We start from the raw sequence: 15,028 nt of genomic DNA on the forward strand, positions 1-15,028 counted from the left end.
CTTTGCTAGCGGATCAATTCCGCAAACATAATCGATGCTGTATAAATCAGAAAGGCGCCAATTAATGTTATAACGGTCGCTTTTTGGACTTTTTCATTGGTTCGATAACGAAACAGCACAAATGCTACTGCAATCAACACCGCAATGGCTAATAATCTGGTCATACCGCCTCCTTGTCCACTCATGAAAAACTGCCTAGGTCCATAGACGGTTTCACAAAGATTTATTGTAACTCATTTATACGCCCCATAAGGTCAACTTAGCGTAGATTTTAAAATAAGTGCTTCGATTTTAATCAAATTTGTGTTCTCAATTGAATAACTTATGCCGTAATAATCGAAACACATTTATCGTTCTGAAGTGTGTTCTTGGTTCTATTCCCTAGCCCAATGAGTTTTGTTTATGCAGTTGCTCACACAAAAAACTTGGTAAACATAGCTTCGTGAAAATAAGTGGGATTATTTCGTTGAAAATAAATTGACATAGGGTGTTGAAATGGACCAAAAACATGATAGAGTTCACACGTTAATGATGACCAGCATCATTAACTAACCTTTACTCATTTAATTGAGTAATTGTTCCGATGAAGACTGCAGGAGAGTGGTTATTAATCAAATTTTAACATTTGATTAGCATAACTCGCCGAAGAATTAACTATTTCAGGTGCTACCTAGGTAGCGGGGACTGTAGTTGGAGGAACCTCTGGAGAGAACCGTTAAATCGGTCGCCGAAGGAGCAAGTCTTGCACTCACGCAAGGTGAAACTCTCAGGCAAAAGGACAGAGGAGTGGAAAGTTACAACCTAACTATTTTGCTTGGCCTTCCCGCCTACAACCAATAGCTTAGTTCTTTTAGAGATCGTTGATCTCGTCCTTTCCCTCTTCTCCTTATTAGTTGTTTTATTAAGGGGAAATCATGAACGACCTACAATCTTTACTACAAACCATCGATAATTTTGTCTGGGGTCCACCACTGCTTATTTTGCTAGTGGGTACCGGTGTTTACTTCACTTTTAGCCTCGGCTTGATCCAGTTTAAACATCTCCCAACAGCGCTAGCGATGGTATTCAGTAAAGATAAGTCATCTGATAAACAAGGTGACGTTTCTAGCTTTGCAGCACTTTGTACTGCGCTCTCAGCAACGATTGGTACTGGTAACATTGTTGGTGTTGCCACCGCGATCAAACTTGGTGGACCAGGTGCCCTATTCTGGATGTGGCTCGCCGCCCTTTTCGGAATGGCGACTAAATACGCCGAATGTTTGTTAGCGGTTAAATACCGAAGAGTAGATGATAAAGGCCAAATGATTGGTGGCCCAATGTACTATCTGCAATACGGTGTTGGCTCAAAAGCCCTCGCGATCATGTTTGCAGTGTTTGCTTTGGGTGTTGCTTGTTTTGGTATTGGTACGTTTCCACAAGTAAACGCGATTCTGGATGCAAGTGAGATATCTCTCGGTGTTGACCGTGAGCTCTCTGCCTTTGTACTGACTCTTTTGGTTGCTTTCGTAACTTTGGGTGGCATCAAATCCATTGCTAACGTTGCAGGAAAAGTGGTTCCTACCATGGCTGTATTTTACGTGTTGGCATGTTTAAGCGTGATCATCATGAATGCAGACCAATTGTTCAACGCCGTTGAATTAGTGTTGGTATCAGCATTTACATCAACAGCAGCGACTGGCGGTTTCTTAGGTGCAAGTATCATGCTGGCGATCCAATCAGGTATCGCTCGTGGCGTATTCTCAAACGAATCTGGTTTGGGTAGCGCGCCTATGGCAGCAGCGGCAGCGAAAACAGACTCTTGTGTGAAACAAGGCCTGATTTCAATGACAGGTACCTTCTTTGATACCATCATTATTTGTACCATGACGGGCCTAGCCTTGATCCTTACTGGCGCATGGCAAAGCGACTTTTCTGGTGCAGCAATGACGACTCATGCCTTTGCGGTAGGTTTGAATGCGGATACATTTGGCCCAATGCTGGTGTCAATTGGTTTGATGTTTTTTGCATTCACAACCATTCTTGGATGGAACTACTACGGTGAGCGTTGCGTTGTGTTCCTCTTTGGTACAAAAGCGGTGCTTCCTTATAAGCTGATTTTCGTTGGTTTGGTGGCATCAGGCGCGTTCCTCCATCTAGACATGATTTGGCTACTCGCCGATATCGTAAATGGTCTGATGGCGATTCCTAACCTAATCGGTTTGATCGCACTGCGTCACGTCGTGCTGGCAGAAACCAAGCTGTTCTTTAGCTCAGCATCGCAATCTGATGAAATTGAAGCAGTAAAAGCTTAGTGACATGACAAGTGTTCAGTAATGAACCGTCAATCGCTGAAAGTAAATTGGAAATGGTAAAAACATAAAGCCCGCTGGTATTCAGCGGGCTTTATTTTATCTTAAGTTAAGCGGTTAATCTCTCAACCATTGATGCTCAACCTTTTCTCCACGTTCTTGAAAAAACTTCGCATTTTTTTGCTTGAATTGATCCGACTTCAGCTCTGATAGCGGCCAGTCTGAAAACGCCTCTGTTACGAACGAATCTCCAACCCCAACTTCAATCGATTCAAGATGCTTCCCGATGTAGCGATAAAAGTAGCTCTGCCCCAGTGCATCACAAACCATCGGCACATGTCTCATGCGTTGATGGTTGACGGATACTGAAGCCCAAGTTGTCGTTTTAGGTTCGCAGCTTTGCTCTTTTACAACATCAACTTCAAATTTATTGTCCATTGTTGTCGAGACAAAAACGACAATACCGTCATTCATATACACACGTCGAAGTAATAGCTGTTTCGTGTCTTGAGTTCGCGTCTGTTGTATTCCATTGGAAAATGGCTCGAAATAGCCCCAGTGCCAAGACCAGGTCATGCCACGTTGCGCAAACTGTACCTGTGGCCATGTCTGCCAAACAATGGCACCAACCACGCCAGCAATAAACACAACGAGCAATATCAAAAGGTGGTAAATATTGCGCATTACACGGGCTTTTCAATCAATAACTTTACGCCAAGTGCGACTAAGACAGCGCCCGTCGCCCCTTCCATCCACTTCATAAAGCTTGCATTCTTTAACAGGCTCTTAGCTGAGTTAAGTGCGCCAGCCAAACCACACTGCCAAACCATCGCAATAATAAAGTGCACGGATGCCATCATCATTGATTGAAGCAAAGGAGAACCTTCTGGATTCACAAACTGTGGCAAGAACGCCAAGTAGAAAACTGCCGTTTTTGGGTTCAAGACGTTAGAAAGAAAGCCCTCTCTAAAAGAGCGTTTGCCATTAAACACTTCATGAACCTGCTCAGTCACTGACAAACCATTCTTCGACGACATCAGGGCTTTTAAACTGCTCAGACCAAGCCAAATAAGATAAGCTGCACCAATCATTTTTACGATTTGGAACAACTCTGCAGATTGCGCCAGAATGGCCGAAATACCAACCGCTGAAAAGAAAGCATGCACAAATAAGCCAAAGCAAATCCCTAAACTGGTTGTACATCCGTCTTTTAAACCCGCGCGACTGGTATTACGGATAACAAGGGCCGTATCTAAACCCGGCGTTAGCGTTAAAATAGTGATGGCAATAATAAATGCCTCAAAATTCAAGATATCCATATTATCGTGATAATTAATTGTTAATCCGTCATCAATACCGTCAATCCACGAGATTCGCAAGCTTCTTTTTTAAGAGAGCTATACAACTGGGTGAATTTATGGACAATGAGGACGATTAATTGTTAATTATTAGTAAATTAACGCAGGTTGTTTCGTGCAACTCGACGTAAAGGACCCGTTATCGGGTGTTTAGGGAAAGAACAAAAGAATAAGAGTAGTCACATGAAAGCATTTACAAAACTCATTGAACATTCCAAAAAAGTGGCAAATTTTGAGCACCTCTCTGCCATCATAGGTTGGGACCAAGCAGCGGTCATGCCATCTGGTGGCGCTGAAGCGCGCTCCAATGCTATGGCAGAACTTGATGTACACATCCACTCATTGATGACTCAGCCACACTTGGGCGAGCTTTTCGCTCAGGCAGAAGAAGAGACGCTATCTGCAAGTGAAAAGTCCATCCTACGAGAAATGAAACGTGAATGGCAACAAGCTAACTTGCTACCAGAATCATTAGTTCAAGCTCAATCTCTTGCTGGCTCCAAATGTGAACATGCATGGCGTACGCAACGCGGAGAAAATGACTGGTCTGGCTTTGAAAAGAACTGGGCAGAAGTCGTCAAGCTATCGCAAAAAGAAGCGCAAATTAGAGCCGAAGCAAACGGCACAACGCCTTACGAGGCCATGCTTGATATTTATGAACCAGGCACAACGTCTGCATCGTTAGACACGCTTTTTGCTGACGTAAAAACGTGGCTACCTTCCTTGATAGACGAAGCGCTTGAAAAACAGCAATCAGACAACATCTTATTGCCAACTGCGCACTACCCTGCGGAAAAACAAAAAGCGCTGGGACTGGAAGTCATGAAGCTACTTCAATTCGATTTTGAACACGGTCGGCTTGATGAAAGTGTCCATCCATTTTGTGGCGGTGTGCCAACAGATGTGCGTATTACAACACGTTATGATGAAAGCGAGTTTGTCCAATCATTGATGGGGATCGTCCACGAAACTGGCCATGCCCGATACGAGCAAGGGCTACCAAAAGATTTAGCAGGAACACCAGCTGGTCAAGCCCGCTCTATGGGAATTCATGAGTCACAGTCGCTCTTCTTTGAAATGCAAATAGGACGAAACAACGCATTTATCGACCATCTTGCTCACATGGCTTCCAAGCATTTTTCTGGAGATGAGTTTGAAAAAGACAATCTAGCCAAAATCTACACTCGCGTAGAGAAAGGCTTTATTCGCGTAGATGCGGACGAATTAACATACCCTGCCCACGTTATTCTTCGATATGAGATTGAACGTGATCTTATGAACGGTGCCATCAAGCATACAGACGTACCAGAGCTCTGGAACGAAAAAATGAAAGCGTATTTGGGACTCTCAACGGAAGGCAATTTCAAAAACGGTTGTATGCAGGACATTCATTGGACGGATGGAAGTTTTGGATATTTCCCGTCCTACACTCTCGGTGCGATGTACGCAGCCCAGTTCATGGCCGCAATGAAGCAAACAGTAGATGTGGACGCGGTTATTCGCTCTGGCGATCTGACGCCGATATTCCATTGGCTGTCGAAGAACATCTGGAGTAAAGGCAGCTTATTAACAACAGATGATCTCGTAAGAGAAGCAACGGGTGAAACACTAAATGCTAAGCACTTCCAAGCGCACCTAAAAGGCCGCTACTTGTAAATAGAAAAAGAATAGAACGTAAAAGCCCAAGGTTCGTATGTTCCTTGGGCTTTTTTAAGCTCTTTCTATGCTATGCCAAGCTAGGGATAAGTCTGGGCTTGTACAAACAATCCTCGCCTTCAGGTCTGGTTTTAAACCGACGGTGAAGCCACATATATTGGCTCGGACTTGCCATGATTGACGTTTCAACTATCTTATTCACGAAAACTGCCGCACCTTGAGGATCTTCTTTCGGGAAACCGTCGACTGGTGCACTAATCGTCAAGGTATAGTGTCCGTCCTTTCCTCTTACCATCGTAAAAGGCACGATGGCACAATCTGTCGAATCAACCAGCAGACTTGTACCTGTCGTCGTGCAAGCATTTTTAACGGCAAATAATGGCGCAAAAGTTGAGCGTCGGTTTCCATAATCATGATCCGGTGCATACCAGACCCGCTCACCCGTTCTAAGCGCTTCAAGCATGGCTTTAACGTTCTTGCGGTCAATAAGCGTACGATTAGAGCGAGAACGCCCCTTGTATTGAAAGTAATCAAAACAAGGATTGTTGTTTGGACGATAAACACCAGTTCCAGACTTTTTAATGCCAAAAGCACGAGCACCTAACTCTAAGTTCATCGAGTGTACGGCCAACATTAATGCCCCCTTGCCTGATTTTTCTAAAGCCTCGAGGTGCTCCATTCCTTTTATCGTAACGTGTTTGTTTACCCGTTTATCAGACCAAAACCATGCCATCGCGGTCTCAAATAGCGCAATACCTGTATTGTCGATATTGTCTTTTAAAATTGCTTCGCGTTGGCATTCTTCCATCTGAGGAAAGCAAAGTTCAAGATTGCGCCTAATCGTAACTTGACGTTTTTTCATGATTCGCATAGCTAAACGGCCAATGCCACGTCCTAATGCTAACTGAACTTTGAAAGGAAGGAGACTGAGTAAGTACATCACGCTGATGATAATTAAGGTTCCCCAGTAACGAGGCAAAAGAAATTCAGCCTTGAATTCAGGCTTTTGGTATTTATTCATGTGAGTATTGTCAGATGTGCCCATCTATAAGTGATAAAAACAATGATAATGGACTGCACTTTTATCATTGATAGCGCTAATAACATAAATTAAAGCGCGCGGATTCTATGGTTCTTCGACACACTACACAATAAGAACTTTGCAGAAATATGTAGGGGGATGAAAAAGCAGCAAAGATGAATCACCACGTTAACATCGATTGGAGTGATTAATCTACCGCACTTTCATAAAGTTTGGACAAACATAACTTTGTGTTTTCAATGCGCTAGATAATGGTGTTTTTTTAACCCCATAATGCAGCCATCATGAAAATAACAATAAACATGATAATCATTACCCTGAACAAGTAAGACAACTTTCCGGTGCCACCTTTTGGCGCTTGGTTACAGCATCCCATTGTGTTTCTCCATCGTTTCATTTCGATATGGCATTAATGTACTCCTTGACCTTAGGGGAAAGTCAAACCTTTACCCAAAGGTTCTAATTCACCGCTATAAGTGTTTATTTATCCGACATATCACTCGTTTATACCCCAAAGAAATAAAGCGCGTTGTTTTCAGCTCATTTTCGGATAAATACATACCGTTTTTCGCTATATACCCACTATTTATGAGGAATCTACAATACGCGAGTCTTACTTGTAGCACGCTACTTTTACAGCCTAGAAGTTGTGCGCTCATCCATTAAAGGTATCGAATGAGCAATATCGTTAAATCCGCCGTTAAATTGAGTGTTTTCTCTATCATCATGATCACCGTAACTTCGGTCGACAGCATAAGGAACATTCCTGGGGCGGCTTTGTTTGGTAGCCATGCCATTTCTTTCTTCTTACTTGCTGGACTCTGTTTTTTTGTCCCTACAGCGCTAGTGTGTGCTGAGCTAAGTACCACTTATCCAAAGCAAGGTGGTGTATATCTTTGGGGCAAAGAAACACTAGGGCCAAACTTTGGCTTTGCCACCGTGTGGTATCAATACGCTGAAAATATTGTTTACTATCCACCGTTAATTTCATTCATTGTTGCAACGGGGGCCTACCCTTTTTTCCCAGACCTGGCGCAAAACAACATGTTTATGTTGGTGATGATTAATGTGATTTTTTGGGCGTTAACTTTAGTTAATATCTTTGGCTTGCGCCTCTCTTCCCTGATTACAAATGTATTCGGCACCCTAGGTTTGATATTTCCGATTCTATTGATTATCGGATTAGGCGGGTACTGGGCGTATACCCATCCTGGTGAGTCTCATATCTCGCTTCGCCACGTATCTGACTGGTTGCCGGACCTTTCTCAAGATGGGATCGGAGCGGGTTTTACTGCGGTAGTTCTGTCACTTACAGGCCTTGAAATCACGACCTCTTATGCAAGCGAAGTAGAAAATCCGCAAAAAGCCTATCCCAAAGCTCTGCTGATCTCCACAACCTTAATCTTGGTTTCTCTGACGGCGTGCTCACTGTCTATTTCTTCGGTCGTCTCAAGTGACCATTCTAGTTTGAGTGAAGGAGTGATACTTGCCTTCAAAACTTTTTTTGATGATCTGCACCTCTCATTCCTGCTGCCTGTCATTGCCCTTGCTATTGTTTTTGGCACGCTTGCAAGCCTGAATAACTGGATAATCGCCCCAACTAAAAGTCTGCATGTTGCCGCAAAAGATAGTTTCATGCCGATGTCGCTCGCCAAAGAAAACCGCAACCAAGCCCCCGTCTCATTGTTGCTCTTGCAAGGCGCGATTGTTAGCGTGCTCTCTTTGGTTTTCATTTTTGTTCCAAACGTCAATCAAGGCATGTGGCTATTGAATATCCTGATGACTCAGCTCTATATGGTGATGTACATCTGTATTTTTGTTAGCTTTTTGGTCTCACGCTACAAACACGCAGATATTGAGCGCCCATTTCGAATTGCGGGCGGAAAAATAGGAATGTGTTTAGTGGCAGGATTAGGCTTGATGAGTTGCTTGGTGACGATTGTTGTATCTTTTGACGTACCAGCAGGAATTAGCGCAAAAACTGGTGCATATGCACTGATATTAGGATTTATCACATTTAGCCTCCCAGCGTTCGCCGCCGTGATGTATCGCAATCGAAAACATCGTCAACAAAGCAAAATGCTTGAGGTACTAGTAAGTTAACTATTGGATTGACATTAAAAAGCCGCAGCAATTTCTCGCTACGGCTTTTTATTTGGCATCACTAGTTGTGTTAGTTATCCGTGTCCTACAGTCTTGGATAACAGGTTAACAATCATCACACCAGTGAGGATAAACCCAATGCCAACAAGCGCCGGCAAATCTAGCCGCTGTCCATAAACAAAGTAGCCAACCGTCGCAACTAAAACAATACCCGCCCCACTCCATATGGCGTAAACAACCCCAACAGGCATCGTTTTTACCGTGACGGAAAGCAAGAAGAAAGCAATGCCGTAACCAATCAGAACGACTGTACTCGGCATCATTTTCGTAAATTGCTCTGTTTTGGGAATATAGGAAGTGGCAATCACTTCACATACAATCGCGATCGACAGCGCCAACATTGGCGGCATAGATACAAGCATTTTGAACATAAGGCATTAACGCTCAACAGAAATGTAACCGACAACACGTCCGGATAATTAGGTCGCGCATTATACCCAACTCATCTCTCGATGGAATACCTCTTACTCAAGCGGCTTCAAAATGCAGGATTCACAGCGTGATCACTTGGGTATAGAGAAATTTACACGCCATCGCTTTCACTCACTTCTTGATAAGTAAGCGACAGGCCTGCTTTTTGGTGCTGCCGAGCAATTTCAAAGTAGATGTGCATATCAATTGGCTCTGGTGTATTGAGCAGCATCTTGCCCACTTCTCGTTGAAAGTGACCATAATTACCTAACTCATCCGTCAGCCCTAGCTGCTCGTAAGAAGCTTCATTGGCAAACATTCCATAGGCATACTGATAATGACTTAGATCCTTGCTCTTATCATAACCAAGCTCTTGAAGGGCTTGATCAATTTCTTTCGGCGTATAAGTGTCTTTATCGCCAAACAAGCGCAATAGTACGCTAGGAACCTCTTGAGCGATGCTCTGAATTTTTGTCTTTCTTTTAAAAATACCGAACATAATGTCCTCCACTGACGATGTTTCCAAATACACACTTTAATGCATATTGGTGAGCTGATTGTTTTTAGTATGGCTCATTAATCTGAGACTTCCTTACAACGAAGTCACTTTCGCATATTAACGTGATCACATAATTACCAGCAAATAGTACGACCAGCGTTTCAAACATATCTCATCAGAAACTCCGCTCTAGTCACAATTGTGTGACAGCTTCGAGCTCGGTTTACCATAATGTAAAGAGTAGATTGAAAAGTCATATTTCGTATCGACATCTAAACTTAATTAAGTTAGCTTTAGAAGTGTAGACGTCTAGATTGACTATGCTTAGGGAGAGAAAGTCGTGCCAATTAGAATTCCAGATCAATTACCAGCCACCGATGTGCTAAGGACAGAGAACATCTTCGTAATGAGTGAAACGCGTGCTGCGAGTCAGGAAATACGTCCTTTACGAGTGCTGATCCTGAATCTGATGCCCAAAAAAATAGAAACTGAAACTCAGTTTTTGCGTCTACTCTCAAACAGCCCATTACAAGTCAATGTCGAGTTATTGCGCATTGATAACCGCCCAAGCAAAAATACGCCAACCGAACATTTGGATACTTTTTATCGTCAATTTGAAATGGTGAGAGATAAAAATTTCGATGGCATGATCATTACTGGTGCCCCACTAGGTTTGGTTCAATTTGAAGATGTCATTTATTGGGACCACCTAAAAACCATCATGGAATGGGCAAAAGATCATGTGACATCGACTCTTTATGTCTGCTGGGCAGCACAAGCAGGGCTGAAGTTGCTCTACGATCTACCTAAAAAAACGCGTAAAGAAAAACTTTCAGGCGTGTACCATCACCAGATTCATCATCAATTCCATCCTATGTTACGTGGGTTTGATGACACATTTTTAGCGCCTCATTCACGCTATGCCGACTTTTCACCTCACTTTTTAGAAGAACATACCGACTTAGACATCCTAGCCACATCGGATGTTGCAGGTGTTTACTTAGCGACAACAAAAGACAAGAGAAATGTGTTTGTTACTGGGCATCCTGAATACGATTCGCATACCTTACATAACGAATATATCCGCGATTTAAGCGAAGGCATGGAACCAGCCATTCCCGTCAACTACTATCCAAACAACAATCCTGATAATCCACCAATTGCCAGTTGGAGAAGTCATGGACATCTCCTCTTTTTAAACTGGCTGAACTACTGCGTTTACCAGCAAACACCTTATGACCTTGATCACTTCAGTGAAGACGCTTTTACTAAAGACGATTAACCTCAAAGCACGCAAACAAAGCGCTTATGATGCCTAAATGTAATATGTGAACCAAGCCGCCATATGGCGGCTTTTTCATACCAGTTTGCAAACCTGATCGCATAGTGTTTTTTCCTCCATAGGCTTTTGCTACGTAATTCATATCATGCTGGGAGATTCAGGGATGTAGGGACAAAGAATGAAAACAACAAAGCTCGGTGCACTACTATTAATCTCTCAGTTTGCACTTGTGGGCTGCGTGACGGTGAAAGAAGATGGTAGTCCTGTCGTTAAAGCCGATCCTGTAGCAATGGCAGAATCACGTATCGCACTTGGCCTAGGTTATTTAGAAGGCGGCAATATGATTCGAGCGCATGATAACTTGCAACAAGCCTTAACCCACGCACCTCAATACTATCGTGCTCAGTTATCGATGGCTCACTACTATGAAACGGTTGGTGAAGATGCTAAAGCCGAGCAAATGTATAAACGCTCTCTACGCCAACACACCAAAAACGGTAACGTGCTCAATAACTACGGTACCTTTCTTTGCAAGCGGGGTGACTTCGAGAAAGCCGATCAAATGTTTAATCGAGCCATTGAGCAACCTTATTACTATCTCATTCCGGCCAGTTATGAAAACGCCGCATTTTGCGCGTTGAAGTCACAAGATAAAGACAAAGCGAAATACTACTTCGCCCGAGCTATTGATCATGACCCTCATAGGCCAAAATCTATTTTGCAGCTAGCCAAGCTAGAAATTGATAGCGGCAATTACACTGAAGCCAGAATTCGATTAATGAGATTTAATCAAATGTATGGCGTTAAGAAACCCTCTTTACAGCTCATGATTCAACTTGAACGTGCAGCAGGTAATGAAGCACTCGAGAAAAAATATCAAAAGCAATTGGAGAGGKTTTCTTAACACGACATCATGATAAAGAAGGTGTACTCGCTCACAGACACTACTGAACTTGACTAAGAATCCAGTGAATTAAAACCCACGGTGAAACATTCATCCTGTACATAAACTTCAAATTCGGTACTATTTGAACGGAATAAGTGACCAAGTCACGTTATAAAAGTGCGCTAGTAAAACGAAATTTGTACATCATACTGTTTCTACTATTGATTTGGGGCGCATTGATAAATGCTAAATATTACTGACATGCACCAGAAGGAAGTTGAAGCCGGATGAAACCTGCCTGCACTCTGTTATCACTCACTTTGCTGAGTTCGCCTTTTGTCGTCAGTGCACAAGAAAATATTGAAAAAACATTCACGTTTGGCATTGTTTCCAATAAAGCTCAAAGCAAAATCAAAAAGTCGACGCCTTTCACGCAGTACGTGACCAATGGTTTGGCCGGATACGGATACACCAAGGGTGCTGTAAAAGTATTTAAAAATTATCGCCAGCTCGCGGTGGCACTTGAAAATGGCACCGTTCAAATTGCAACAGCCACCCCCTTCAATGCAATGACCCTCGAGGCAGAGTCTGGTAGCCAAGCCATTGCCATACGCTGGAAAAAAGGTTTACAAAAATATCATACGGTATTCTTTACCCACAAAGAGAGTGGTATCGAGTCGATTTCTGACCTGCGCGGAAAAACACTTGTTTTTGAAAAGCGTACATCCACCAGCAGCTATTACTTACCCGCTATTACACTGCTTAATCAAGGGGAGAAATTAGAATACCTCCCCTCCTCCGATGACAAACCAGCCAAAGACAGTATTGGATATTTATTCCTTGACGAGCACTTGGCTCAATCGAATGAAATCAACCTTTCAGTATGGGTGTATAAGCAGAGAGTCGCAGCAGGAGCGTTCAGCAATTTCAATTGGAGCAACCCTAAAGATCTTCCAGAAAGCATGAAAGGCAAACTAACGATTTTCGCTCGCTCGGTAGAAATACCTAGAGACTTAATTCTCGCCTCTCCGACCTTAAGCCAAGATCAGCAACATAAAATCACGTCAATATTGCTCGGTATGGAGGCATCTCAGCAAGGTGCCCTAGCACTTAAACAGTTCCAAAACACGAAAAAGATCACCGCTCTAACGCCAGAAATGTCCGCGTCCTTAAATACCGTTCGAACATCTATTCACTTGTTACCGAAGGTGGATTGATGTTCCATAAACTCTCACTCGAAACTAAATACATTTGCTCGACCATTTTTGTTGTCCTGTTTGTCGTAGTGATAAACCTCGCACTATATATGCATGGTTACGATACGTACTCAAATAACTTAACCCGCCAAATCACCGAGAACTCACAAGAAAAAACAGAGTCTTACGTCAAGCAAAAAGGATTGGTTTACGCAGAGTTATTATCAAAGCAACTTTTTGACCCACTCTATACGGATAATATCAGCCAAGCATACGAGCAGATTAAAGCAACATTAAGCCAACCAGATGTCTCGAAGATACACGTTGTTGATAATGAAGGGCTAATCTTTCACGACGGTACGACTCAGCTGAGTATGTTTGCCCAACCTCATTACCGTTCTCGCTTTATTTTGAAAGCAATAGAAGAGTCTAGAATTCTCATTTCTTTTTCTAAACATCAATTAGAAATTGCGGCACCGATTCAGCAATCGAATATCACACTGGGCGCGGTGTATCTTGAACTGAACCTAGCGCATCTATTAGAAGAGAAAGAACAAAACATTGCTCAAGTACAAGCGCTTACCTCAAACGATAAGCAAAAGATGTTTAACTTGCTACTCACGATCAGTGCGATATCCGTTCTGCTCGGAAGTGCCATCGCGTATGCTTTGGGTCGCTCATTAATAAAGCCACTCAAACAACTTAAAGAACAATTTACAGAGTCAAATACTCAAGCACTGCCAATTACTGATATAAAAAGTAAAGATGAAGTGGGTGATCTTATTTCGGCGTATAACAAAATGTCGAACAAAGTGAACCGATACACAAGCCGGGTGGAGTTCATGGCGTATCACGACATTCTTACCTCCCTGCCTAACCGAGAAAAGTTGCTCATTGATATCCAAAAGCAAATAACGAACCGCAAATCACCCTCACTCGCGGTTGTTTTTATTGATCTGGATGACTTTAAACATATTAACGATAACTACGGGCATAGCATCGGAGATAAATTGCTAGGTCATCTCGCCTCAGAACTTCAAGGTCGTTTGCCGAGTTACTTCCAGCCTCTTTACCGTCTTTCAACCATCGTAAGCCGAGTCGGCGCTGACGAATTTGTGCTGGTCTTTCCATGCAAAGACAGTCTCGACGCTAGAGAAAAAGCGGACGATATTCATCGCCAACTGCTTTCTCCTTTTAACTTGGAAGATAACGATATTCAAATTACGGCAAGCCTTGGAGTCGCGGTGTATCCGGAATTTGGCTCAAACGCAGAGTCTCTTTTACAACTCTCCTCACTGGCGGCGCAAGAATCTAAACGACGCGGCAAAGATATCATGACGATATACGATTCCACGTTTGATGAGACCGTGAAACAGCGCTTATACATAGAAAAAGAACTGCGCCGCTCAATACGTGATTTATCTCAGTTCGAGCTTTGGTATCAACCCCAGTTCGACCTCAACACCTACCAGTTGATTGGTGTCGAAGCATTGGTTAGGTGGAATCATCCGGAGAAGGGTTATATCAGCCCAGAATTATTTATCCCGATTGCAGAACAAAGTGACTTAATTTTAGAGCTTGGTGAATACCTCATCGAGACAGCAATTAGACAGCGAGCACAATGGGCGGATCATTTCGCTGCTGATTTTCATATCGCATTAAATTTGTCTCCTAGGCAGATCTACCGCCAAGATTTAAGTCAGCTCTTTTCGAAATATTTACAACAATATCAAGTCCCCCCTCAAACCATTCATGTTGAAGTGACAGAGTCTCTGTTTATTGATGATATTGAGAAAGCGCAGTACGTGCTCAAAAAATTAAAAGATAACGGCGTAGAAGTGTGGCTAGATGATTTTGGAACTGGGTACTCTGCCCTCGCCTACCTACAACAAATGTCGTTTGATGGACTTAAAATTGACCGTTCATTTATCGCTCAAATCCAAAAAAATGAACAAGATGATTCATTAATCCGTGCGATTATATCCATGGCTCATAACCTAAGAATGAGAGTGGTAGCTGAAGGCATAGAAACCCAGACCCAACTAACAAGGATGGAATCACTTCACTGCGACGTTGTTCAAGGCTTTTTCTTGGGTAGGCCGGTGCCGGCAGAAGAAATCATAGAGTTTGAGCAACAACGCCAAGCAATAGATGACTCAACCGCCAGCAACTATGCTTAACTGAATAATTTATCGCGTCCATTGAATTAAAGGGGATTCGTTCTGCAATATTGGTCACACTTCGCCA

The 15,028-nt window shown here is 42.9% G+C and carries 13 protein-coding genes and 1 riboswitch; of the genes, 7 read left to right on the forward strand and 6 right to left on the reverse strand.

What is annotated here, in order from left to right; translation table 11 throughout:
* Window positions 1-5 precede the first annotated feature (5 nt).
* The gene (locus tag R2S67_RS06195; RefSeq protein ID WP_005377784.1) at window positions 6-164 is read right to left on the reverse strand and encodes a hypothetical protein; all 159 of its coding nucleotides are present in this window, start codon (window positions 162-164) and stop codon (window positions 6-8) included.
* 528 nt (window positions 165-692) lie between these two features.
* Window positions 693-792, forward strand: a riboswitch (glycine riboswitch).
* Between the two features lie 122 nt (window positions 793-914).
* On the opposite strand from R2S67_RS06195, the gene R2S67_RS06200 reads away from it, so the two are divergent.
* Window positions 915-2,291 carry an alanine/glycine:cation symporter family protein gene (locus R2S67_RS06200; protein WP_006741605.1) on the forward strand — a complete coding sequence of 459 codons (1,377 nt, stop codon included), beginning with the start codon at window positions 915-917 and terminating at the stop codon, window positions 2,289-2,291.
* A 114-nt stretch (window positions 2,292-2,405) separates the two neighbouring features.
* Here R2S67_RS06200 and R2S67_RS06205 read toward each other — a convergent pair whose 3' ends face one another.
* Both R2S67_RS06205 and R2S67_RS06210 read right to left on the reverse strand, forming a co-directional pair.
* Window positions 2,406-2,972, reverse strand: coding sequence for a threonine transporter RhtB (locus tag R2S67_RS06205; RefSeq protein ID WP_317342817.1), 567 nt, complete (start codon window positions 2,970-2,972; stop codon window positions 2,406-2,408).
* On the reverse strand, window positions 2,972-3,607 hold the full coding sequence (locus R2S67_RS06210; RefSeq protein ID WP_005393419.1) for a LysE family translocator: 636 nt from the start codon (window positions 3,605-3,607) through the stop codon (window positions 2,972-2,974). Before R2S67_RS06210 ends, R2S67_RS06205 begins: the two co-directional genes overlap by 1 nt.
* 222 nt (window positions 3,608-3,829) lie before the next feature.
* Here R2S67_RS06210 and R2S67_RS06215 point away from each other — a divergent pair, with 222 nt between their 5' ends.
* Complete coding sequence (locus tag R2S67_RS06215; protein WP_317342818.1) at window positions 3,830-5,302, forward strand: carboxypeptidase M32; 1,473 nt, start codon at window positions 3,830-3,832, stop codon at window positions 5,300-5,302.
* A gap of 70 nt (window positions 5,303-5,372) precedes the next feature.
* On the opposite strand, the gene R2S67_RS06220 is transcribed toward R2S67_RS06215, so the two are convergent.
* Complete coding sequence (locus tag R2S67_RS06220) at window positions 5,373-6,323, reverse strand: LpxL/LpxP family Kdo(2)-lipid IV(A) lauroyl/palmitoleoyl acyltransferase (protein WP_041853039.1); 951 nt, start codon at window positions 6,321-6,323, stop codon at window positions 5,373-5,375.
* 696 nt (window positions 6,324-7,019) lie between these two features.
* Here R2S67_RS06220 and R2S67_RS06225 point away from each other — a divergent pair.
* Window positions 7,020-8,447 (forward strand): APC family permease, encoded by a 1,428-nt coding sequence (locus R2S67_RS06225; protein ID WP_317342819.1) that lies wholly within the window; start codon window positions 7,020-7,022, stop codon window positions 8,445-8,447.
* Between the two features lie 74 nt (window positions 8,448-8,521).
* Here the strand turns inward: R2S67_RS06225 and R2S67_RS06230 are convergent, their stop codons facing one another.
* On the reverse strand, window positions 8,522-8,857 hold the full coding sequence (locus tag R2S67_RS06230) for a DMT family transporter (protein WP_065646842.1): 336 nt from the start codon (window positions 8,855-8,857) through the stop codon (window positions 8,522-8,524).
* A 173-nt stretch (window positions 8,858-9,030) separates the two neighbouring features.
* The gene (locus R2S67_RS06235) at window positions 9,031-9,417 is read right to left on the reverse strand and encodes a DUF6559 family protein (RefSeq protein WP_317342821.1); all 387 of its coding nucleotides are present in this window, start codon (window positions 9,415-9,417) and stop codon (window positions 9,031-9,033) included.
* A gap of 340 nt (window positions 9,418-9,757) precedes the next feature.
* On the opposite strand from R2S67_RS06235, the gene metA reads away from it, so the two are divergent.
* The 4 genes from metA (at window position 9,758) to R2S67_RS06255 (ending at window position 14,961) form a co-directional block, all read left to right on the forward strand.
* Complete coding sequence (metA, locus tag R2S67_RS06240) at window positions 9,758-10,699, forward strand: homoserine O-succinyltransferase MetA (protein ID WP_006741610.1); 942 nt, start codon at window positions 9,758-9,760, stop codon at window positions 10,697-10,699.
* 178 nt (window positions 10,700-10,877) lie between these two features.
* Complete coding sequence (gene pilW, locus R2S67_RS06245; protein ID WP_317342822.1) at window positions 10,878-11,603, forward strand: type IV pilus biogenesis/stability protein PilW; 726 nt, start codon at window positions 10,878-10,880, stop codon at window positions 11,601-11,603.
* A 269-nt stretch (window positions 11,604-11,872) separates the two neighbouring features.
* Window positions 11,873-12,802 (forward strand): phosphate/phosphite/phosphonate ABC transporter substrate-binding protein, encoded by a 930-nt coding sequence (locus tag R2S67_RS06250; RefSeq protein ID WP_301579197.1) that lies wholly within the window; start codon window positions 11,873-11,875, stop codon window positions 12,800-12,802.
* Window positions 12,802-14,961 carry an EAL domain-containing protein gene (locus R2S67_RS06255; RefSeq protein WP_317342823.1) on the forward strand — a complete coding sequence of 720 codons (2,160 nt, stop codon included), beginning with the start codon at window positions 12,802-12,804 and terminating at the stop codon, window positions 14,959-14,961. The genes R2S67_RS06250 and R2S67_RS06255 overlap by 1 nt, the downstream gene beginning before the upstream one ends.
* Window positions 14,962-15,028: the final 67 nt, after the last annotated feature.

The organism is Vibrio sp. T13N (assembly GCF_032970445.1).
GTDB classification, from domain to species: domain Bacteria; phylum Pseudomonadota; class Gammaproteobacteria; order Enterobacterales; family Vibrionaceae; genus Vibrio; species Vibrio diabolicus.